This is a genomic window from Oribacterium sp. oral taxon 102 (assembly GCF_013394775.1).
Classification (GTDB): domain Bacteria; phylum Bacillota; class Clostridia; order Lachnospirales; family Lachnospiraceae; genus Oribacterium.
The window spans coordinates 2141726-2162664 of sequence record NZ_JABXYT010000001.1; the positions used below are offsets into that span (position 1 = coordinate 2141726).

18 protein-coding genes and 1 tRNA gene are annotated in these 20939 nt (G+C 57.1%); 6 read left to right on the top strand and 13 right to left on the bottom strand.

The annotated features are described in order from the left end of the window. The first annotated feature begins 177 nt into the window (after positions 1 to 177). A complete protein-coding gene (locus HW273_RS09515; RefSeq protein ID WP_179011852.1) occupies positions 178 to 759 on the top strand; it encodes an ECF transporter S component in 582 nt (193 codons plus the stop codon). A gap of 355 nt (positions 760 to 1114) precedes the next feature. After that, complete coding sequence (locus tag HW273_RS09520) at positions 1115 to 1558, top strand: helix-turn-helix domain-containing protein (protein WP_179011854.1); 444 nt, start codon at positions 1115 to 1117, stop codon at positions 1556 to 1558. Between the two features lie 255 nt (positions 1559 to 1813). Here the strand turns inward: HW273_RS09520 and HW273_RS09525 are convergent, their stop codons facing one another. From HW273_RS09525 to HW273_RS09550, 6 genes are all read right to left on the bottom strand, one after another. After that, positions 1814 to 2500 (bottom strand): leucine-rich repeat domain-containing protein, encoded by a 687-nt coding sequence (locus HW273_RS09525; RefSeq protein ID WP_179011856.1) that lies wholly within the window; start codon positions 2498 to 2500, stop codon positions 1814 to 1816. Positions 2501 to 2531: 31 nt separating this feature from the next. Next, positions 2532 to 3800: a hypothetical protein gene (locus tag HW273_RS09530; RefSeq protein WP_179011858.1), complete on the bottom strand. Its 1269-nt coding sequence runs from the start codon at positions 3798 to 3800 to the stop codon at positions 2532 to 2534. Positions 3801 to 4025: 225 nt separating this feature from the next. Continuing rightward, positions 4026 to 4098: transfer RNA gene (locus HW273_RS09535), tRNA-Pro, on the bottom strand. Between the two features lie 146 nt (positions 4099 to 4244). Then, positions 4245 to 5609 carry a class II fumarate hydratase gene (gene fumC / locus HW273_RS09540; RefSeq protein ID WP_179011860.1) on the bottom strand — a complete coding sequence of 455 codons (1365 nt, stop codon included), beginning with the start codon at positions 5607 to 5609 and terminating at the stop codon, positions 4245 to 4247. A gap of 49 nt (positions 5610 to 5658) precedes the next feature. After that, complete coding sequence (locus HW273_RS09545; protein WP_179011862.1) at positions 5659 to 5931, bottom strand: type II toxin-antitoxin system HicB family antitoxin; 273 nt, start codon at positions 5929 to 5931, stop codon at positions 5659 to 5661. 42 nt (positions 5932 to 5973) lie between these two features. Further along, the gene (locus HW273_RS09550) at positions 5974 to 6933 is read right to left on the bottom strand and encodes a helix-turn-helix transcriptional regulator (RefSeq protein WP_179011864.1); all 960 of its coding nucleotides are present in this window, start codon (positions 6931 to 6933) and stop codon (positions 5974 to 5976) included. A gap of 195 nt (positions 6934 to 7128) precedes the next feature. Between HW273_RS09550 and HW273_RS09555 the strand changes: the two genes are divergently transcribed. After that, positions 7129 to 7902, top strand: coding sequence for a type III pantothenate kinase (locus tag HW273_RS09555; RefSeq protein WP_179011866.1), 774 nt, complete (start codon positions 7129 to 7131; stop codon positions 7900 to 7902). Between the two features lie 17 nt (positions 7903 to 7919). Here HW273_RS09555 and cls read toward each other — a convergent pair whose 3' ends face one another. Next, a complete protein-coding gene (gene cls / locus HW273_RS09560; protein WP_179012529.1) occupies positions 7920 to 9506 on the bottom strand; it encodes a cardiolipin synthase in 1587 nt (528 codons plus the stop codon). A gap of 90 nt (positions 9507 to 9596) precedes the next feature. Continuing rightward, positions 9597 to 10871: a 6-phosphofructokinase gene (locus HW273_RS09565; RefSeq protein WP_179011868.1), complete on the bottom strand. Its 1275-nt coding sequence runs from the start codon at positions 10869 to 10871 to the stop codon at positions 9597 to 9599. Positions 10872 to 11086: 215 nt separating this feature from the next. On the opposite strand from HW273_RS09565, the gene HW273_RS09570 reads away from it, so the two are divergent. Next, positions 11087 to 11596 carry a hypothetical protein gene (locus HW273_RS09570; protein ID WP_179011870.1) on the top strand — a complete coding sequence of 170 codons (510 nt, stop codon included), beginning with the start codon at positions 11087 to 11089 and terminating at the stop codon, positions 11594 to 11596. Positions 11597 to 11671: 75 nt separating this feature from the next. Further along, the gene (locus HW273_RS09575) at positions 11672 to 12256 is read left to right on the top strand and encodes a GNAT family N-acetyltransferase (protein WP_243206785.1); all 585 of its coding nucleotides are present in this window, start codon (positions 11672 to 11674) and stop codon (positions 12254 to 12256) included. Positions 12257 to 12468: 212 nt separating this feature from the next. Here the strand turns inward: HW273_RS09575 and HW273_RS09580 are convergent, their stop codons facing one another. From HW273_RS09580 to HW273_RS09600, 5 genes are all read right to left on the bottom strand, one after another. Continuing rightward, the gene (locus tag HW273_RS09580) at positions 12469 to 13953 is read right to left on the bottom strand and encodes a UxaA family hydrolase (RefSeq protein WP_179012532.1); all 1485 of its coding nucleotides are present in this window, start codon (positions 13951 to 13953) and stop codon (positions 12469 to 12471) included. Positions 13954 to 14017: 64 nt separating this feature from the next. Next, entirely contained in the window at positions 14018 to 15511 is a 1494-nt protein-coding gene (locus tag HW273_RS09585; protein ID WP_179011872.1) for a tagaturonate reductase, read from the bottom strand. A gap of 212 nt (positions 15512 to 15723) precedes the next feature. Further along, on the bottom strand, positions 15724 to 17349 hold the full coding sequence (locus tag HW273_RS09590) for a Na+/H+ antiporter NhaC family protein (protein ID WP_179011874.1): 1626 nt from the start codon (positions 17347 to 17349) through the stop codon (positions 15724 to 15726). A 46-nt stretch (positions 17350 to 17395) separates the two neighbouring features. Next, the gene (locus HW273_RS09595; RefSeq protein ID WP_179011876.1) at positions 17396 to 17743 is read right to left on the bottom strand and encodes a cupin domain-containing protein; all 348 of its coding nucleotides are present in this window, start codon (positions 17741 to 17743) and stop codon (positions 17396 to 17398) included. A gap of 1 nt (position 17744) precedes the next feature. Continuing rightward, positions 17745 to 19232, bottom strand: coding sequence for a hypothetical protein (locus tag HW273_RS09600; protein WP_179011877.1), 1488 nt, complete (start codon positions 19230 to 19232; stop codon positions 17745 to 17747). 182 nt (positions 19233 to 19414) lie between these two features. Here HW273_RS09600 and HW273_RS09605 point away from each other — a divergent pair, with 182 nt between their 5' ends. Beyond that, positions 19415 to 20905 (top strand): 4Fe-4S dicluster domain-containing protein, encoded by a 1491-nt coding sequence (locus HW273_RS09605; RefSeq protein WP_179011879.1) that lies wholly within the window; start codon positions 19415 to 19417, stop codon positions 20903 to 20905. The last annotated feature ends 34 nt before the right edge of the window (positions 20906 to 20939 follow it).

The window sequence follows — 20939 nt, forward strand, 5'->3', positions numbered from 1 at the left end:
ACACTATCCTATGGAAAGCAAACGGATTTCTCTCTTTTCTTCCTCTTTTGGTATTATCCAAAAAACACAAACTGGTAATTCTAATATATCCAAAATGGCATTATACTACCGACATCACATCGTGAAGCCTCCCATTCTTCATTTTCATCATGCCGCTTCACAGAAAGAGGAGAACTTATGAAACAGCAAAGCAGCTACCGAATCGCCCTTACCGCGCTCTTCGCCGCGCTTTCCTACGCGGTATTTACCTTCCTGCAGATCAAGATTCCGGTCGGCGCGGATATGACCTCTATCCACCTCGGCAATGCCGTCGTCGTGCTCGCCGCCCTCGTTATCGGCGGACCTCTGGGCGGTCTCGCCGGCGCGCTGGGCATGAGCATCGGCGATTTCTTCGATCCGGTCTATCTCCCGCTCGTTCCGAAGACCTTTCTCTGCAAGCTCCTGATCGGTCTCATTACCGGCTTCCTCGCGCACAGAGTCGGCAGGATCGGCCACAGCGACGATCGCAGTCACATTCTCCGCTGGGTCATCCTTTCCGTGAGTCTCGGACTGCTCTTCAACGTCATCGCGGACCCGATCATCGGCTACTTCTACAAGATTCTGATCCTCGGGAAGCCGGCTGCCGACGTTTCGCTCCGTATCAATTTTCTGGCATCAGGCATCAATGCCGTCGTCTCCGCGATCGTTTCGACTATCATCTACATGTCGCTGTATCCGGTTCTCCGGAAACAGTCTCTGACTCTGACACCGGAGCGCTGAGCTCCCTGCGCCGTTTCCGGCAAAAGAAAAGCTGCGGCAGATCCCGCAGTTTTTCTCTATGCTCCGACAGAGAGAAGCCCATTCATTCACGGCTTCTCTTTTTTGTACGGCAAATCTTGTCCGCTGTCTCTTTCCTTACACTCTGGCAAGCTGCCGTTGCGATGCGCCAGCTTAATGCTTATAATAAAATTTTAAGCTGCAATAATAATCAAAGTTACAGAATTTGCTTGCAAAATTTCCATATCTGCTGCAAAAAAATCTGCAATCTTCCGAAAACTATGCGATAATACTACTATCCGAAGAAGGAATATGAAACGAATATGCCGTTTGAGGCAGAATGAGATGGAGGAAACCTATGGAAGCACAGAATAAGAGGAAAAGCTGGGATCCGGTAAAGCTGGGCAAGAATGTCCGAAAGTTCAGAAAACACAGGCACTTGCGGCAGGAGGATCTCGCGGAAGCGATCGGCGCGAATGTAAATACCATTTCCCGCATTGAGCATGGCGGCTCACAGTGCAGTCTGGAAACACTGCTGCTGATTTCCTCCGCACTGCATGTATCTCCGGACATGCTGCTGGAGGGTAATTTCGACGCAGGTCTCCGGCACTTCGAGCATTATCTGCATACGGTAAGCACGGAAATCATGGATTTCTTCGACAGAACGCAGACGCTGCTGTTCCGGCAGCTCCGTCGGGAGCATCAGATAGAGGAGCAGAGCTACCGCTATCAGAAGGAGCGTCTCGCCGCCGAACGTTCCAGAAGCTATCTGGACAATCTGGAGCGGAAGGAGCAGGAATAAGGGAAGCCTGCCTCCTGTGCGGAGAGGATAAAACAAAACGATAAACAGGCAGAGAAAGATTCTCACTGAAGGGAAAGACAGGGATGCGGTAAAACAATTTGATGTTTTACCGCATCCTTTGTTGTATTTATTCCCAGTGAGCGAACTGTCTACAGGAGTATGGAGAAGCTCGGGTTAAGCCACAGATCTAAACAGATGCCTCATGGCATCACGAAGGAGAACAAAAACGCACTTTCCGGCGAGGGGCTTCTCCGTTTATCGTATCATCTCCACCGTGTCCGGCAGAATGTCCGGGTTCTGCACCGGATTGCCGCGGAGCACGAGCTTCTTCAGATTGGGAAGTCCGGCGAGCGGCGTCAGATCCGTGATATAATTATCGGAGATGTCCAGCTCCGCGAGCTCCGGCATATTTCGGACGAAGTCCAGACTGTCCAGCTTTGTGCCTGATACGTTGAGACTTTTCAGCCCCGGGAAATGCGACAGGAACTCTTCCGCATAGACGCCGAAGGGCTGCGGTCTCTCGTCCGGTCTGTCCAGATTTTCGATCTCGATCCCACTGAGATCCAGCCGCTCCAGCACCGGATTGTCCTTGATATGGCTCATAGAAAGCTGTACATAGCTGGAGAACGCATCGTCCGGCTTTATCACAAACTCCTTCACTGTCGGAACGGAGAAGACATCCGCGTAGTCGGCTCCGTCCATGAGCGAGCCATAGGAGAAGGTCAGCTTCTCCAGTGCCGGAAGCGCAGCGAGCACCGCTCCCAGATCCCCTTTCTTCGCGCTGTGATAGCTGCGGATATACAATTCTCTCAGCTCCTGCATGCCCCGAAGCGGCTCCAGCGAGTAGCTTAAGCACGTCTCATAGATCTGCAGCCGCCGAATCGACGGCATCCCGGCGATCGCATCGAGGTGCCAGCATTCGATCTCCACCTCCTCCAGCAAAGAAAGCTCCTGCAGCGCCGGAAGCTGGATATCAAAGTTCCAGATCCCCCGAGATTTTCAGCTTCTTCAGAGAGCGCAGCGTGCTGAGCGCGGAAACATCCTTCAAATCATAGCAGCTCTTCATTCGAAGCTCCTGCAGTGACAAGGCGTCCCGAAGCCCCTCCAGATCGAGGAGCGGGCTGCCATCGATGTCCAGCACACGAAGCTTGGGCATATTCCGAACGAAGCTCAGATCCTTCAGCGCGTCCACATTCTCTGTTTGAAGCTGCTCGAGCTGCGGAAGCCCCATCAGCACCGTGATATTCTCCAGCTTCGCGCCGTACGACGAGAGGTACAGACTCTTGAGCTTCGAAAGCGTGGACAATGCTGAAAGATCAAACTCCGTATCTGTACCGAAAGAAAGCCAGAGCGTGCCCAGATTCTGCATCCCGCTCAGAAAATGAAGATCCTTCCCGCAGTTCTCCCCCAGCGAAAGCGACAGCATCCGAAGCCCCGTAAAGGCAGAAAGCCTCTCCAAATCTTCTCTATCGGAAAAATAGATTGCCCCGAGATTATAGATCTGAGAGGGATCGGCAAAGATCTCCGATAATTCCGATATCAGAAATCCATAACCACCCTGAAAATAATGAAGCTCCGCAAGATTTTTGAGATCCCGGATATCTCTATCCGAATAAGCCTCCGACCACTGAACCTCCCGCGCTGCATGGATGTCAAGCGCCTGCAAAGCGGCGAATATCTGCATATCCTCCAGCTCTATCGCCTTCGTCCCGCCTGTCTCGATCTGTTCGGGATTCACCGGAGCCCCCGCATCATCGATCTGCTCCGCCCAGATGAAAATCCAGTGGTTCTCCGTATCGTCCCACTGCCCCTCGCTGTCCTCCCGCTCGATCCGGAGATACCGCACCCGCTCAAGCTGCTCGGCAGTAAGCGCCGTGTAGGACTGCCCAAATGCCTGCGTCAGAAATTCCCGCACCGCCGGATCCTGCGGCGCGGTACGGTAGCTCGCCTTCGCTGTCTCCGCCGTATGGCGCCACAGACCTCCTGCCGCTATCATAAGGAGCGCAATAAGAACAATCGTAATGCTTACCGCCAGCGTCAAAAGCGGAGAGGTCTTTTCCTCTTTTTTCTCCCCGCCGATGTTGAGCTGGTCGATATATATGGTCTGGTTCACATCCGGCTTTTCCTCATCCAGATACACCATCGTACCGCAGAAAGGGCACTTCACAAACCCCTGTCCCTGTTCCTCCTTCACATCCAGCTGTCCGTGGCAGCTGGGACATTCCATCCTTACGAGCTTCATGCTCTTGTCCTTTCCGTGCAATTCCGGTTCTCTATCGCTGTTGTATTTTTCTGTATACTATGTTTTTGCACATGGGAATTCTGTCTTATAGAATACAAAAATTTTATTCATTCTGCAAGGGAACGGGCTGTGAAGTTCCTGCCAAGCTGCCGGAAAATCCCGCCAAAACATCAGAAAAGCACGGATTTTCGCTATCTCGCTGAAAACCCGCGCTTTTTCGCGTCATCGGAATGACAGGACTTGAACCTGCGGCCTCTTGACCCCCAGTCAAGCGCGCTACCACCTGCGCTACATCCCGAAGCACCTAAGAATCATACCCCGAAGCGAAAAAAAAAGCAAGCGCTTTCTGCATACGGCGCTCTTCTTGAATCCTCCGTGATGCAATGCGTAATTGTGTTGCCTTCAAAATTCTCGCTTGGCATTTGCCTGCGGCTGTGTTTCCGCTCAGACCATCTCCTCCGGATGGAAGACCTCGTCGAAGCGTTCTGCCGTGAGATAGCCGAGAGAGAGGCATGCCTCCCGCAACGAAATCTCCTCCTGATACGCCTTCTTCGCCGTCCTTGCCGCGTTCTCGTAGCCGATATAGGGCGAAAGCGCGGTAACCAGCATCAGGGAGCGGCGGAGATTTTCCTCCATTTTCCGCCGGTTCGGGCGGATCCCCCGCATACAATTCCGGTCGAAGGAGCGGATCGAATCCGTGAGCAGCCGAAGTGACTGGAGGAAATCGTAGATCAGCACCGGCATGAAGACATTGAGCTGGAAGTTTCCCTGCGAGGCGGCGAAGCCGATTGCCGCATCGTTGCCCATCACCTGCACTGCTACCATCGTCACGCTCTCGCACTGGGTCGGGTTCACCTTGCCCGGCATGATGGAGCTGCCCGGCTCGTTTTCCGGCAGAAAGAGCTCTCCGAGCCCGCAGCGCGGCCCGCTGCCGAGCCAGCGCACATCGTTTGCGAGCTTCATGAGATCCGCCGCCAGCGCCTTCATTGCTCCATGGGCGAACACCAGCGCATCCTTGCTGCTCAGCGCCTGAAACTTGTTCTCCGCCGTCACGAACCTCGTGCCGGTCAGCACAGACACCGCCTCCGCGGCGAGGCGGCCGAAGTCCTTCGGAGCGTTAAGTCCTGTTCCGACCGCGGTGCCGCCGAGCGCCAGCTCCCGAAGATACGGAAGCGCAGCGCGGAGCATCTCTCTGTCCTTCTCCAGCATTCCCCGCCAGCCGCTGATCTCCTGCGAAAAGGAGATCGGAACTGCATCCTGCAGATGGGTGCGTCCGCTCTTCACGATGCCCGTGTTCTCCTCCTCCAGCCGGTGACAGGTCTCGATCAGCCCGCCGATCGCCGGGAGCAGCTGCCGTTCGATCCCAAGCACCGCCGCGATATGCATCGCCGTCGGGAAGGTGTCATTGGAGCTCTGGGACATATTGACGTGGTCGTTCGGATGGAGAAGCTTCTCCCCGGCGAGTGCATTGCCGCGGTTCGCGATGACCTCATTCAGATTCATATTGGATTGCGTGCCGCTGCCGGTCTGCCAGACCGCGAGCGGGAAATTCCCGTCGAGCCTGCCCGCCAGAATCTCCTCGCAGACCGTCTCGATCCATCCGGCACGCCTGTCATCCAGACTGCCCAGACTGCGGTTCGCCTGTGCCGCCGCCTTTTTCAGGATTGCGAAGGCAGAGATCATCTCCTCCGGAATCTTCTCTGTCCCGATCCGGAAGTTCTCGAGACTTCGCTCCGTCTGCGCGCCCCAGCAGCGATCCGCGGGCACCCGGATTTCCCCCATCGAGTCCCGTTCGATTCTGTAGTCCATACGCTCCTCCTCTGTCTCCCCGGTATCGCTCACGGTTTCCCCTGTCCTCCTACTCGTCCCAGCCGTCATTCCGCGGCATCAGGAGGGCAAGCATCGTCCCTCTCTGGTTTTCCGCGAGCCGGAGATCCGCAAGATGCGTCTGCGCCGGAAACTCCATCGTATCCTCCAGCTCCGCGAGCAGCCAGTTCACACCCGCATAGCGTGCCTCCTCCAGCGCAGTATCCAGATCTGCCCCCTCCCCGTAGCAGTCCTCCAGATCTATAATATCCACCCGATACCCGTTGTCCTTCTTCGTAATCACCGCAGGGTAATAATATGTCATTTTTTCTCCTTCTTTTTCCGTAATTCAGCTTGCTTCCCCAAATCATTCCCCCGTCTGTCCCCGGGCATCCCGCGGATGCATGCTTTCCGCACAGTAATCCCGGAATCGATTCGGCGTCATGCCGGTGACAGCACGGAAAACCCGAATGAAATTCCCGATATTGTGGAAGCCGCAGCGCGCCGCGACCTCATACGCTCTGTCTCTGCTCTCGGTGAGCTCCCGCTTCGCCTGCTGTACCCGGAAGCGGTTGATATATTCCAGCGGCGGCACTCCCATGACCCGCTTGAAAAAGTGAATGAAGTAGTGCCCGTTCAATCCGACAAGTGCCGCCAGATCCCGCACATAGATCCGTCTCTGGTAGTTCTCCCGGATATGCAGAACCGTCTGCTTGATGACCTGAACCTGTCTGTCCGCCGTCCGCTGCCGTGCCTCCCTGAGAAGCCCATAGGAATCCAGCAGCCCGATCAGACGAAGCAGCTCTGCCTTCAGGAGGAGGCTGTCCGATGCGCTGCGGAGCACCAGCCTCTCGCTGCTTCGGATCGAGGGGCAGCGTTCCCCAAGCCTCCGAAAGCGTTGCAGAAGCGCCGTCGTCCAGCACAGGATCTCCGCGTTTCCGAGGTCGGAAACCCCGATAAACCGGGGAAAGCTGAGCTTACCGGCAGCGAGCGGACGGAGCAGCGCCGTCTCCGTGATGTCCTCCTGCTGAAAAAGGAGGCAGTCCAGACGGAAGCGAACGGAATATTCTACCGCCCCCTCCGAAAGTGCGGAAACCCGGCGAAGCTCTCCGGGATTCACGAAGCAGATACATTCCTCCGAAATCTCATATTCCGAAAGCTCTACCATTACGCGAAAGCGCCCGCTCTTAAAGTAGAGAAGCTCGACCTCCTCACTCCAGCTCAGAGGGAGCGTCAGCCGGTTCCCGTCTATGCTCACGGACTCATGAATCCGAAACGGAAGCACCGCCTCCGCAGCTCTGCCGTTTTTCCCGCTTTCCCTGCTCATGCCGCCATCCTTTCTGCCCCTTGCCGATCTTATCATACCCAATTTGTCTGCGTCGCGCAAGCTTCTCCAAAAGCCCTTTTCGCGGGCGGCAGGACTGGTATATAATGGTAACCGTTCAAGTAAGTCATTCGCTGAAACAGAAACGATGGAAGCTCAGAAGCTCCTAAGAAAGCTTCTGCAAGGAAAGAGGACACTATGATCTTAGCAGCAGACTGCGGCAATACCCAGACCGTGCTTGGCTGTATCGACGAGCAGGGGACGATCGTGCGGGAATTCCGCATAGAAAGCAACCGGAACAAAAGTCATTTCGAATACGCATCCGACATTGACCGGATCCTGCGGCTCCTCGGTCCGGAGGAGCCACGCTTCGAAGGGGCGATCCTCTCCTCTGTCGTCCCCGGTCTAACAGAAACGCTCCGCAAGGCGCTCCGGCTGCTGACCGGCAGGGACAGTCTCGTCGTCGGCGCCGGTATCCGGACAGGACTTCGGATCCGGATCGACGATCCCGGCAGCATTGCCTCGGATCTCGTCGCGACCGCGGTCGCCGCGAAGCAGCTCTTCCCGCTGCCTGCCATCATTATCGATATGGGAACCGCCACCACCGTGACCGTCGTGGATCGGGAGGGCAGCTATATCGGCGGAGTCATCATGCCGGGTGTCCGGATCTCGATGAATGCGCTCGCCGGAAATACCTCCCTGCTGCCATCGGTCGATCTCGCGCCGCCCAGAAAGCTGATCGCCACCGCTACCGGCGATGCCATCCGTGCAGGGCTCCTCTATGGCGCTGCCGGCGCGCTCGACGGCATCCTGCACCGCTTCGAGGCAGAGCTTGACGGCGTTGCCAGCATTGTCGCCACCGGCGGACTGGCAGCCTCCGTATGTCCCTACTGCACGCATCCGATCCGGATTGACGAGCAGCTCCTGCTCCGCGGACTGTATCTGATCTGGAGGAGCAACCGCCGGGGCTGAACAGGCAGTGCAATGCGTCACAAAAGCGGAGCAAAGAGACGCAGCACGCACTGTCCGATGCGAAGCACGGCGGATCTTCCGTCACGATAGCGCGCGGTGACCTCTCCGGACTCCTCGAGGCAATGCAGGAAGTCCTCCCGCATCTCCGCTATACAGGCATAGCGATAGAGCAGCACCGCATTCTCGAAGTGATGGTAGAGGGAGCGATAGTCGAAATTGATCGTCCCGATCACGGCGAGCTCCCCATCCGCAACCACCTGCTTCGCGTGGCAGAAGCCCGGCGTATACTCGAACAGGCGGACGCCCTCCCGCGCGAGCGCCCCGTAATAGGAGCGCGTCATCCCATAGATCAGCGGCTTGTCCGGGATGCCGGGCGTGAGAATGCGGACATCCACACCCCGCCGTGCCGCGAGCGTCAGCTCGCGAACCATGTCGTCCGTAGGAATCAGATACGGCGTGATGATATATACATAATATTTCGCATTCTTCAGGACATTCAGATACACATCCTCTCCGGTATGCAGCTCATCCAGCGGCGTATCCGCATAGGGAAGAATATAGGCATCCCTTTCCTTTGCCGTAAATCCTCTTCTCTCCGCATCCCCCTCCGTATCGTCCAGATACTTCGAAACGTCCTCCATGCCGCTTCGATCCATCGCATTCCACATCTCGAGGAAAAGCATCGTCATGGTGCGAACCGCCGCCCCCTCCATGCGGATGCCGCTGTCCTTCCATATGCCGTAGGGATGGGTCAGATTAAAGTATTCATCCGCGAGATTATAGCCTCCGGTGAAGCTGATCCTGCCGTCAATCACCGTAATCTTCCGGTGGTCGCGGTTGTTCATAAACAGATTTACGAGCGGCATGATCGGATTGAACACGCGGCAGCGTATCCCATAACTCTCCATTTCCCGAATGAAGCCCCGCGTCAGGAAGCCGACCGAGCCTACCTCATCGTAGAATATCCGCACCTCTACGCCGGCGCGTGCCCTCTCCGTGAGAATCTCCCGAAGCTCTCCGAACGCCTCTCTGTCCTCAATGGCATGATATTCCATAAAAATGAAGCGCTCGGCATGACGAAGCGCCTCCTTCTGCGCCTCCAGCCCCTGTCTCGCGTCGCTGTAATACGCCACATCTGTATCCTGATAGAGCGGGAAGCCTGCGCTCCTCTGCAAAAAGTACGCCTGATTTCCCACCCCGGGATTTTCGCAGCGCAGCCTCTCTACGAGTGCCGACGTATCCGGAAGCTTCGAAAGGAGCAGGCTGTCCAGTTTCCGGAACCGCTTCGACATTGTATTGACAAAGTTGGAGCGGTAGCTCAGCAAATAAAAGACCAGCCCCAGAATCGGCGTCGCCATAATGAAGACAATCCAGCTCAGCTTGATCGTCGCGTTCGTATGTCTGCCGAAGATCCGGAGAACAGCTGCTATCGTCAGGATGCGAAGCACGGCGGATACCCAGAGGTAGCTCTCGCTCAGCCGCAGGATGATAAAGGCAAACCACAGGAGCTGGATGAGAGCAGAGATTCCCACAAAAAGCAGCCTGCCCACGCTGTTCTTTACATCCTCTCTATGCCGATATCCCTCACCGTACCGCTTCTCCATCCCTTCCTCCATCATGGCTTTATTGTATAAGTCCCTGTCAGATGCCGGAATGGGCGCCATGCCTGCATGAGCGGACATTCCGGCATCTCCTCAGAACAGGACGACATACTTCGGGATGCCGTCCTCGAATGCACAGCTCTGCTCTCCCCGGATCAGCGGGCGAAGATATGCCCTGCATTCCGGTGTGACGTTATTTCCTGCCGCGTTGATCCACGCATCCGGAACCTTCCTCTCCCGATTCGCGATCTCCGTGATTTCCACGGGAAAGTACTCCACGGCGTAGTCCGGCCCCGGCAGCCGCCGGAGGGAGGACATCACGCCGTTTCTCCCCCTGAGAGCGAGCCGCACCGCATTTCGCCCCAGCTCCCGCGACTCCTCGACATCGGTCGCCGAGAGGATATGCCCCGCGCATCTTTGCAGAAGATTCAGCTCGATCGAGCGTACCTTGCAGCCGATCTCCCGCTGTACCGCCCGCTCCAGCACCCGCGCCGCACCGGACGCGATCCGGTGTCCGAATGCATCGAGCCCGCCATCCACACCGTCATAATCACAGAGCATGATGCCGTTCTCATCCCGTATGCCCTCCGAAACGGCGACGATCACCTGCCGATGTTCCCTGAGCCTGTCCCGTACATCCGTGAGGAAGCGATCAAGGCAGAATGCTCTCTCCTGCAAATAGAGAAGATAAGGGATCTCCGAATTTCTGCCCTCGCAAAGCGCCGCCGCCGCTGTCAGCCAGCCGGCATTCCGCCCCATCATTTCCACGAGGATCACATAGTCGGTATCATATACCAAGAGCTCCCGCTCCAGCTCGGAAAGCGAAGAGACAATATACTTCGCCGCGGAGCCGAAGCCCGGGCAGTGATCGATCCCGAAGAGATCGTTATCAATGGTTTTCGGCGCGCCCACTACGGTAATGCCGCTTTCTCCCCTCTCCGCGAGGAAGCGGGAAAGCTTCGCGACGGTATCCATCGAATCATTGCCGCCAATGTATACAAAGTATGCTATCTCATACTTCCGAAAGATCCGGAACAGCGCTTCGAATTCCGAGCTGTCCTCCGCCGGATCCTTCAGCTTATATCGGCAGGAGCCCAGCGCCGCCGCAGGTGTCGTGCTCAGGCGGTTCAGCATTCTTTCCCAACGCCGCTTCTCCTGTTCTTCCCCAAACTCCGAAGCGCCCAGCGTCCGGAGACGCTCTCCCAAATCGAGAAATCGCTCAGACAGCACGCCCTGAATACCGTAGCGTGCGCCGTAGATCCTGTCAATCCCCTCCATAGCGTCTGCCTGCTCTATGATGCCTGCAAGCGTCGCGTTGATTGCCGCAGTCGGCCCTCCGGATTGTGCTGCCAGTAGATTTTTCGCCATACTCTCTCCCTCTTAAACTGTTTGATGTTTTCTCAGATCATATTATACCATGCTGCTATGTCTTTTTTCGCGGGGAATGTAAGGATCTTAAATTTTTCGACCCTATTTTCTAAGATACAGACCTTGTCACGGTCGGGAAATCCGTTTACACTATAGGCAGTTGATCGGCTGCATTGCAGCTTGTCGAGAGGATTTTAAAATTGAGAGGTATATTTATGAAGAAATCTATCGTTATGGCTGCAATGCTCGGACTCTTGACCGTTTCCGGCACGCTTCCGGCGTTTGCCGCATGGAAGCAGGACGATGCCGGCAAGAGATGGTGGTATGAGAATGCCGACGGCAGCTATACCAGGAGCGGCTGGCAGGTCATTGATGGAAAATGGTACTACTTCGATGCCGAGGGCTGGATGCTCTCCTCTGCCACGACACCGGACGGCTATACCGTAAATGCAGACGGGCAGTGGATCAAGGACGGCGTAGTTCAGACTGTTTCGGGAAGTACCGCCGCATCGAGTGCGACGAGCAGCACTGCTTCCTCCACGAAGAAGACGCGTCCGAAGAAGCCGTTAAATCAGATCCATGCCGTAAAGGGCAAAAACCCGGATCTCACACAAAAAACCTCCGGTCCCATCAAGGGAAGCACCAGCAGCGAGGACTTCGACGCTTTTCAAAAGCGCACCGATAGCAATGCAGCGGCTTCTGTTTCCACAGAAGAGACAGACTGAGGTCGCGCTGATTTAATCCATAGGCGTGATGCCATATATATATAACCTCAGGCATCCATGCCCCGCAGGAGGGGCATGGATGCCTTAACGTTTCCGCGGCAGGGGGAAATCCCCTGCCGCCCATTGAGAAAGGAGCCCTTCCCCGCCATGCGTTTTCATTTTGACCGATTCGAATTCCGTAATGCAAAGCTCTCTGAATGGGAGGAGCTCACGGCGCTTGAAAAAGTCTGCTTCCCGCCGAACGAAGCGTGTACTTCGGAGCAGCTCCGGCAGCGGATCGAGAAAGCGTCCGAAAACTTCTTCGTCGCCTGTGACCAGGTCAATCCGAAGCTCGCGGGCTTCCTCTGCGGAATCTGCTCCGACGAGCCTCGTTTCCGCGACGAATTCTTCATGGATGCCGCGCTGCACGAGCCCGCCGGGAAGACCGTCTACCTCCTCGGACTGAATGTCTCGCCGGAATACCGCCACCACGGTCTCGCGACCGCACTGATGGATCGCTATATCGAACGGGAAAAGGCGCGCGGCAGGGAGGCGCTGGTTCTCACCTGTCATACACATCTCGTCACGTTCTATGAAGGCTTCGGCTTCGAGGATCTCGGCATCGGAGACTCCCGCTGGGGCGGTGAAAGCTGGCATGATATGCGGCTCTCCCTCCGCTGAACGCTGACACGGGCGGAAATGCAGGCTCGTTTTGGGGATGGGAAGCAGCAAAATTCCCACTCACGCACAGCAATCAAAGTCTATAAGAAAGGAGAGGGATGCAGGCATAAACGACCTGCATCCCTCTCCTTTCTTCTCCCGTGATTGCTTCTCGCCTTTCTTATTTCGTAACAGTTCCGCTAAGGAAACGCTGATGAAATACGCTTACTCGTTTAAAGCACTACGCCGTCCTTAAAGATCGAGATTTCCCGGAAGCCGTTCTCCTCGCTCCTCGTCTTCTTCCCGGAGGCGACCTCCTTCACCATATCGAAGAGCCGCCGCGCCGCATGGTCGATGCTCTCTCCCTCGGAGGCGACCGGCCCGGCATTGAAATCAATCCAGTTTTTCTTCTTCTCCGCGAGGCGGTCGTTCGTCGCCAGCTTCATCGTCGGCGCAGGTGCGCCGAACGGCGTGCCGCGTCCTGTCGTGAACAGGATCAGGTGACAGCCCGCCGCGGTCAGATTCGTCGCGGACACAAGGTCGTTCCCCGGTCCGTAGAGCAGGTTCAGCCCTCTCTTCTTCACCGGCTCCGCATAGGAGAGCACATCCACGATCGGTGCTCTGCCGCCCTTCTGCACGCAGCCGCAGGACTTGTCCTCGAGGGTCGTGATCCCGCCCTGCTTGTTGCCCGGGCTCGGGTTGTCATAGACCACCTCGTTATGGCTGATAAAATAATTCTTGAAGCCATTCAGCATCCGGTCTGCCTTCTCAAACACCTCCCGGCTCTCACAGCGCGGCAGCAGCATTCCCTCCGCGCCGAACATCTCCGGCACCTCGGTCAGGACCGTCGTCCCGCCCTGCGAGACCAGCATATCCGAGAAGCGCCCGACGGTAGGATTGGCAGTGATGCCGGACAGCCCGTCCGAGCCGCCGCACTTCATTCCGATCACCAGCTTGTCCATCCCGAGCGTCTGCCGCCGGAACTGTCCCGCATACTGTGCGAGCTGCTCGAGCAGCTCCCGTCCCGCCGCGAGCTCGTCCTCCACCTCCTGACAGCTCAGGAATTTCACACGCGACGCATCATAAGCGCCCAGCTCCGTGAGGAACTGCTCATGCGTCAGATTCTCGCAGCCGAGGGAAAGCACCAGTACGCCGCCTGCATTCGGATGGCGAACCAGATCTGCCAGCAGCTTCCGGGTCTGTGCATGATCCTCTCCGGTCTGCGAGCAGCCGAAGGGATGCGTAAAGGTATAGAGCCCGTCGATGCTGCCCTGCACCAGATCCTGATTCTCGGAAACCAGATGCTTCGCGATGTCATTGACACAGCCCACCGTCGGGATGATCCAGAGCTCGTTCCGAACCGCTGCCCTGCCGTCCGGACGAAGATACCCCTCGAAGCTCTCCGCAGAATGCACCGGAAGCGTCGGATGCGATGGCGCATAAACATACTCCACCTCTCCGGAGAGATTGGTCGCCATGTCATGCGTATGCACCCATTGTCCGGTGCGGATATCCTCCGTCGCGTGCCCGATCGTATAGCCGTACTTCAGCACCTGCCCGCCCTTCGGGATCGGCTCGAGAGCAATCTTGTGTCCCTGCGGGATATCCTCCGCCGCCGTAAGGCTTCTGCCCGATATCTCCAGTATCGTTCCCTTCGGGATCGGTTCGATCGCTACCGCTACATTGTCCTCTTTATTGATATGTACAAACTTCGCCATTGCTCTCCCTCTCTGCTGCCTCTGCGCGCGGAGGAAGCCCTGTGCAGGGCTCCGCGCCGCCGCCTTATAGGACGCTCTCGTATGCCGCTCTCGCGCCCTCCGCACGGATCTTCGCCAGGTTCTTCACCGTCGCAGCCTCGAGTCCCGCAATCTCCGTGAGGTCCTGTCCCCAGAACTCCGTATTCTGAAGCACCGCCTTCACCAGCGCCTCTATAGAATCCGCTCTGTGCGCGAAATAGAAGTCGAGCACGAAAGCGTCATCCTGAATCTTGTACTCATTGCCCGCCGCTCTCCGGGCGATCAGCCCGTCTTCCTCACGGCGCAGCAGCTCGTCGGAATAGAAGGCGATATAGGCAGCAAGGCTCATCGTCAGCACCACCGGAAGCTTCCCGAACTTCTCGACATACTCGAGAAGGGACGGCATATTTCTTGCTCTCCACTTGGAGGTAGAATTCAGCGAGATGGACAGAAGCTGATGATCCACAAACGGATTATTGAAGCGATCCTCCACCGCTGCCGCAAACTGCTCGCAGTCCTCCCTGTCCAGCGGAAGAATCGGGATGATCTCCTCCTTCAGCATCTTGTTCATATAAGCACGCACAACCGTATCATGCATGCAGTCCCGTACGATATCGAAGCCGGCAAGGTAAGCGCCGAGCACGAAGCCGGTATGTGCGCCGTTCAGGATACGAACCTTTCTCTTCTTATAGGGTGCTACCTCCGGCACGACATGGACATTGAGTCCGGCACGCTTGAAGGGAAGCCGATCTGCAAGCTCTGCCGGTCCCTCGATGTACCAGACGCCGAAAACCTCTCCGACATCCGTCAGCGGATCGGTATAGCCGTTCAGGCTATCCAGCCGCTTGAGCTCCTCCTGATCCCGGATCCGTCCCGGCACGATCCGATCCACCAGCGTAGAGCAGAAAAGATTTTCCTTCTCCACCCAGGCAGCAAAATCCTCTCCAAGCCCCCACTCCGCGATGTGACGCTCCACGACCTTCTTTAATTCCCTGCCATTATTATCGATCAGCTCGCAGGAGAGCACCACTACGCCCGGCTTCCCTGCCCGGAACCGCTCATAGAGCACCCTCGTCAGCTTACCGGGGAAGGACTGCGGCGGTGTCTGGTTAAAGCCAGTCTCCGGATCGTAGACAATTCCTGCCTCTGTCGTATTGGATACGATGTACTCCAGCGTATCCGACTTCGCGAGCTCCAGCATCGCCGCGAAGCCCTCCGCGGTATACGGATTCAGACAGTCCTTCACCGAAGAGATCACACGTTTTCGATCCACGCGTTCTCCGCCCTCGGAGCCGCGCAGATACAGCGTATAGAGTCCCTCCTGCGCATTGACATAGTCCGTCAGCCCCTGTGCGATCGGCTGTACCAGCGAGATCTTGCCGTTCCAGCCAGCCCTCTCATTTGCCATGTCAAACCAATAGTCCACGAAGGCGCGGAGAAAATTGCCCTCTCCGAACTGCATCACCCGAACCGGCGCATCCTTCAGAATATAGCCCTGATAGCCCGCCTTCTCCAGCACCTCATAATTCAGCTTCTCCATCTCAAATCCATCCTTTCCACTCGGCGCGCCGCTCTGTAAGCGCTTACATTTTTACCTACATCTTAATGGTTTTTGATAAGCTTGTCAAGTGCTGAAACGGAAGGCACCGCCTTTCGGCGAAAACGGGATCCGCAGAGGGCTGTACTATCAGTGCGCCCCCCTGCCGATCCCGTCAACGCTTTCCGGGCGGACTTCCGCTTCTTCAACCAGCGCTATTCCGCCTTCGTCCCGGCTCCGCCGCGGATCCCCAGCAGCACGAGTCCCAGAACCGCGAGCCCGCCGAAGAGCGATACGAACGGATTGTCCGTGATGCCGCTGACCGCGAGAACGCCGGATAAAAGGTAGGCCAGCGCGGAAACCGCCGCTGCCGTCAACACATACGGAAGCTGCGTATAAACATGATTCAGATGCACACACTCTGCGCCGGCGCTGGACATGATCGTCGTGTCCGAGATCGGGGAGCAGTGATCGCCGCAGACCGCGCCCGCCATGCACGCCGACATGGACATGATCAGCATCACATGATTCGTGCCCTGAAACACCGCCACCACGATCGGAATCAGAATGCCGAAGGTACCCCAGGAGGTACCGGTCGCGAAGGCGAGTCCGACCGCAATCAGAAAAATGAGGAACGGCAGGAGGCTGAGCACACCGGTCGCGGAGCTCTTCACCGCCGCCGCAACATACTCCTTCGCGCCGAGGCTGTCCGTCATTGCCTTCAGCGACCAGGCGAAGGTCAGGATCAGGATGGCAGGCACCATCTGCCGGAAGCCCTCCGGCAGACAATCCATGCACTGGTTGAAGGAAAGCACATTGCGGAGCATATAGAATGCCAGCGTGATCACCAGTGACACGAAGGAGCCCAGCACCAATCCGGTCGAGGCATTGGAGGCTGCGAAGGCATCGATGAAGCTCTCCCCGCTGAAGAAGTCGCCGGTATAGATCATGCCGACGACACAGCAGAGGACCAGCGAGAGGATCGGCACCAGCATATCGATGACCTCCCCCGGCTTCTGCCGTAACGGCCGCTCCAGACTCTCATCTCCGGCACGCTCCTCCGTCGTGAACAGGTCTTCCTTCTCTACAGCATTCCTCTCATGCAGCGCCATCGGTCCGTAATCCAGCCTGAATGCGACGAGAAACAGCATCATGGCGATGGTAAAGACCGCATAGAAGTTGAATGGGATCGTCTGCAGGAAGAGGCTCATGCCGTTCTCCCCCTCCACGAAGCCGGAAACTGCCGCCGCCCAGGAAGAAATCGGTGCAATAATGCAGACCGGCGCAGCCGTCGCGTCGATCAGGTAGGCAAGCTTCGCGCGGCTGATCCTGTGCTGATCCGTGACCGAACGCATGACCGAGCCCACCGTCAGGCAGTTGAAATAGTCATCGATGAAGATCAGACAGCCCAGAAGAATCGTCGCGATCTGCGCACCGGCACGGGTGCGGATATGCTTCCCCGCCCACTTCCCAAAGGCGGCAGAGCCGCCCGCACGGTTCATCAGCTGCACCATGGCGCCGAGCGTCACCAGAAAGCAGAGTATGCCGACATTCCATCTGTCGGACAGGACGGAAATCACGCCATCCACGAATACATGGTTCAGTGTCCCCTCGAAGCTGTAGCCGGAATACAGCAGCCCTCCCGTCACGATCCCCAGAAACAGGGAGCTGTAGACCTCCTTGGTAATGAGGGCAAGCGTGATCGCGACGATCGGCGGCACCAGCGCCCAGAAGCTCTGCCGCACGCTCTCCGCCGTCGTCAGAAATCGCGCGGCAATCAGAAACAGGATCACGAGCCCGATTGCAGAGAGCGACAGCAGCCGGTTGCTCTTTTCTTTCATAATTATGTTTTCTCCTCAAATCCCGCCGACAGCTGCCGGCACTTTCTCAATCCTCTACGAAGTCCTCGCGGTACGGCGTGAAAATGTCCAGAAGCTGTCCCGCCTCGAGGCAGACGCAGCCATGCTCCACGCCGTCGGTCTTCAGCAGGGTATCCCCCTCCCGCACGATCCGCTTCTCCTCTCCGATCGTGAACTCGAAGACACCGCTCTTCACATAGGTGATCTGTGTATGCGGATGGTGATGCAGCTTCCCGACCGCCCCCTTCTCGAAGCTGTTCTCCACCACCATCAGATCCTTCGAATAGGCGAGCACACGCTTCTCCACGCCCTCCCCGCCGGACTCCGCCTCGGCACAATCATAGGGAAACCATCTCTCATCCTTGTGTGCGCTCATCTTACTTCTCCTTCTTTCTCGCAAATGTCGTATAGCTCAGATCCTCGTCGGACAGGACATCATGAATCATGTTCTCCAGAGACATCCCGTAGGAATTCTCCTCTATTCCCTCGATCTGCTTCAAAAGCGCGATCTGCATTTCCTCATCGATCCCTGCCTTCCGGTTCTCCAGCACGAAATTCTGTATCGACTGATAGGCCTCCGCGATCGGCTTCTGCCGGTTCCGAAGCAGCAGCTCCCGCATCGAACGGATATATCTGCATTCCATCAGCACCAGCGCCGTCTCCTTCCGAAGGATCTCCGGCTTCACATCCTTCGGAGAGCTCACCCAGCCATTCCCCTGATCCCTCCAGCCGAAGCGCTCCACGAGATCATTCGTGATATCCCGATAGCAGACGAAGCCCTCCGGAGACTCTGCCGCGAAGCCCTTCTCCGCGTCGTGCAGGAGATTCAGCAGCATCTTACGGTCGATCCGCTCTACGCGAAGAGTATCCAACTCGCGTCCCTCATTGTAGCCGCTGCGCCGGACATAGTCCGCAATCCGCTGCGCCGCCTCTGTCGGCATCCGGTAGGATGCCTCCTCCACTGCCAGCTCCAGCATAAACTTCCGAATGAAGTCCTCGCCCTTGCTGCGGTTCACCGCGGTATCCCAGACCCCGGCGGCATTGCGGAGCTCCTGCGCATCGATCATCTCCTCCCGAATATTCATCGGATGCCGTACCAGCGCCGATGCCTTGCGGAGGGCGGAACTCTGCTTCGTGCTGCTCAGATCCAGCCCGTACTTCGGCTTCCTTCCGACGATCCCCACACCGATCATCGGGACATTGGGATTCTCCCGGATGAGCTTCTGGATCCGCAGATCCGTCCAGAACACCACATAACGCTCCGGCACGGTCATATCATGGAAGCGAACCTGCTTGTTCATACGGAAGCCCTGCTTGAGCACCCGGACGGCAGTATCCTCCACGAGCGTATTCCTCGTATAGAAGATCTCCACCTGGCAGTTCCGGCTCACAGCGTCGAGAAACTCCTGCTGCATCGGCCCCGTCTTTTCCGGCTTCTCCCGGCAGAGCTCCTCCTCCAGCTTTTCCATATCCACGTCCACCATCGGGCGATGCTTCATATACATGAAGAGATCATAGCGGTTCACCGGAATCTCGATATCCTCTCCCCGCCGCTGCGCGGTACGGATGTCAATGATCACCAGCCCCAGCATATCCGTCAGCTCCTTCCGGATCACGGAATTGTCCGGATAGAGGAAGGTCACGATCGTCTCCGGCTTTTCCTCCGCCCGCCGCTTCACGATACGGATGTTGTTGTCCGCTCTCGAAACAAGCAGTTCAACCTTCTCCTCGCCGGACAGCTTTGCAAGCTCCGCGCCCTCCGCATTTTTCAGCAGGATACGGCGGGAGACAGCCGCAGCGGGAGACGCTCCCTCCCCCTTCTCTTCCTTCCTCTCCTGCCCTAAAAGTTTATCGAAAAACGCCATTTCCTCACCTTACTTTCATTGCATAATTTTTTCAAGTATATCATAAAATACCCTGCAATATGTACTGAATTTCATCCAAAACATTGACAATGTTTTATCGTTTCCCGGCGGATTCTATGCTATACTCTGAAAGAAAACACTTTGGCTTGCGTCAGGGGATCAGGACCCCGGAGGGAGATTTTATGGTAACCAACGATAAGGGCGCGATCGCGCTGAAGCATCAGGTCATCGAGGGCCTCGCCAGACTGGAATGGGCAGGGAATCTGAACGAGCAGACAAAGGAGGAGCTTGCCTTTCAGATCTCTCCGGGGCCGCATCCCAGCTTCCGCTGCTGCGTTTACAAGGAGCGGGAGATTCTGAAATGGAGAATCCGTCTCGCCTGCAACGAGGATGCGCATCCGGACAAGCCCTCCGGAAATATCATTCAAGTCATCGATCCCGCCTGCGAGGAATGTCCGCTGTCCTCCTACACCGTGACGGACAACTGCCGCCTCTGCCTCGGAAAGGCATGCCAGAACAGCTGTAAGTTCGGCGCGATCAGCATGGGGGAGCACCGCGCCCACATCGATCCGAACAAATGCAAGGAATGCGGAATGTGCGCCAACGCCTGTCCCTACGGCGCCATCGCTCACCTCGTCCGCCCATGCCGCAAGCCCTGCCCCGTCAATGCGATCAGCTATGACGAGAACGGTCTCTGTATCATCGACGAGCAGAAGTGCATTCGCTGCGGACAGTGCATCCATTCCTGTCCGTTCGGCGCCATCGCCTCGAAGGTTTATGTCCTCGACATCATCCGCCATATCAAGGCGGGCAGGGAGGTCATCGCGATGTGCGCGCCTGCAACCGAGGGGCAGTTCGGGAAGGACATCACGATGGCAGCCGTCAAGGCAGCGCTGAAAAAGGTCGGCTTCGCCGATATGGTCGAGGTCGGGCTCGGCGGAGACATGACGGCGGCATGGGAATCTGCAGAGTGGTCGGAGGCACGGGCAGAAGGCAAGAAGATGACCACCTCCTGCTGTCCTGCCTTTATCAACCTGCTGCAGCGCCACTTCCCGGAGCAGTTCGCCGAGAATATGTCCGAAACCGTCTCCCCGATGTGCGCGGTATCCCGTTATCTGAAGGCGACACACCCGGGCTGTATCACCGTCTTTATCGGCCCCTGCATGGCAAAGAAGTCCGAGTCGCAGGAGCTCCATATCGAGGGCAACGCCGACTATGTCATGACCTTCGGTGAGATGACCACCATGCTCCGTTCCAGAGATGTCGAGCTCCAGCCGGTCGTGGACAGCTATCAGGAATCCTCAATCTGGGGCAAGAGCTTCGCCTCCTCCGGCGGAGTCGCCAACGCCGTGATGGAATGCATGAAGGAGCGGGGCGAGGATACCACCGGCATCAAGCTGCGCGCCTGCTCCGGCGGCAAGGAATGCGTCACTGCCCTCTCCCTGCTGAAGATGGGCAAGCTCCCGGAGGACTTCATCGAGGGTATGGTCTGTGACGGCGGCTGCGTCGGCGGCCCGTCCAAGCATAAGACGGAGATCGAGATCAAGCGGGCGCGTCAATCCCTCCTCGACGAGGCAGACGGTCGTAAGGTGCTGGAAAATCTGAAGAACTATCCGATGGATCAGTTCTCCATGCTCCGGAACGGGAAGATGCACCCGGTGGATCTTGGGTAAATGAGGAGGGGGAGCCGCCGGCTCCCCCTCCCTT

Bases quoted from the DNA above. Each gene is read 5' to 3' on its own strand.
- HW273_RS09515 (WP_179011852.1), top strand. From the start codon at position 178: ATGAAACAGCAAAGCAGCTACCGAATCGCCCTTACCGCGCTCTTCGCC.
- HW273_RS09520 (WP_179011854.1), top strand. From the start codon at position 1,115: ATGGAAGCACAGAATAAGAGGAAAAGCTGGGATCCGGTAAAGCTGGGC.
- HW273_RS09530 (WP_179011858.1), bottom strand. From the start codon at position 3,800: ATGAAGCTCGTAAGGATGGAATGTCCCAGCTGCCACGGACAGCTGGAT.
- fumC (WP_179011860.1), bottom strand. From the start codon at position 5,609: ATGGACTACAGAATCGAACGGGACTCGATGGGGGAAATCCGGGTGCCC.
- HW273_RS09545 (WP_179011862.1), bottom strand. From the start codon at position 5,931: ATGACATATTATTACCCTGCGGTGATTACGAAGAAGGACAACGGGTAT.
- HW273_RS09550 (WP_179011864.1), bottom strand. From the start codon at position 6,933: ATGAGCAGGGAAAGCGGGAAAAACGGCAGAGCTGCGGAGGCGGTGCTT.
- HW273_RS09555 (WP_179011866.1), top strand. From the start codon at position 7,129: ATGATCTTAGCAGCAGACTGCGGCAATACCCAGACCGTGCTTGGCTGT.
- cls (WP_179012529.1), bottom strand. From the start codon at position 9,506: ATGGAGAAGCGGTACGGTGAGGGATATCGGCATAGAGAGGATGTAAAG.
- HW273_RS09565 (WP_179011868.1), bottom strand. From the start codon at position 10,871: ATGGCGAAAAATCTACTGGCAGCACAATCCGGAGGGCCGACTGCGGCA.
- HW273_RS09570 (WP_179011870.1), top strand. From the start codon at position 11,087: ATGAAGAAATCTATCGTTATGGCTGCAATGCTCGGACTCTTGACCGTT.
- HW273_RS09575 (WP_243206785.1), top strand. From the start codon at position 11,672: ATGGATGCCTTAACGTTTCCGCGGCAGGGGGAAATCCCCTGCCGCCCA.
- HW273_RS09580 (WP_179012532.1), bottom strand. From the start codon at position 13,953: ATGGCGAAGTTTGTACATATCAATAAAGAGGACAATGTAGCGGTAGCG.
- HW273_RS09585 (WP_179011872.1), bottom strand. From the start codon at position 15,511: ATGGAGAAGCTGAATTATGAGGTGCTGGAGAAGGCGGGCTATCAGGGC.
- HW273_RS09590 (WP_179011874.1), bottom strand. From the start codon at position 17,349: ATGAAAGAAAAGAGCAACCGGCTGCTGTCGCTCTCTGCAATCGGGCTC.
- HW273_RS09595 (WP_179011876.1), bottom strand. From the start codon at position 17,743: ATGAGCGCACACAAGGATGAGAGATGGTTTCCCTATGATTGTGCCGAG.
- HW273_RS09600 (WP_179011877.1), bottom strand. From the start codon at position 19,232: ATGGCGTTTTTCGATAAACTTTTAGGGCAGGAGAGGAAGGAAGAGAAG.
- HW273_RS09605 (WP_179011879.1), top strand. From the start codon at position 19,415: ATGGTAACCAACGATAAGGGCGCGATCGCGCTGAAGCATCAGGTCATC.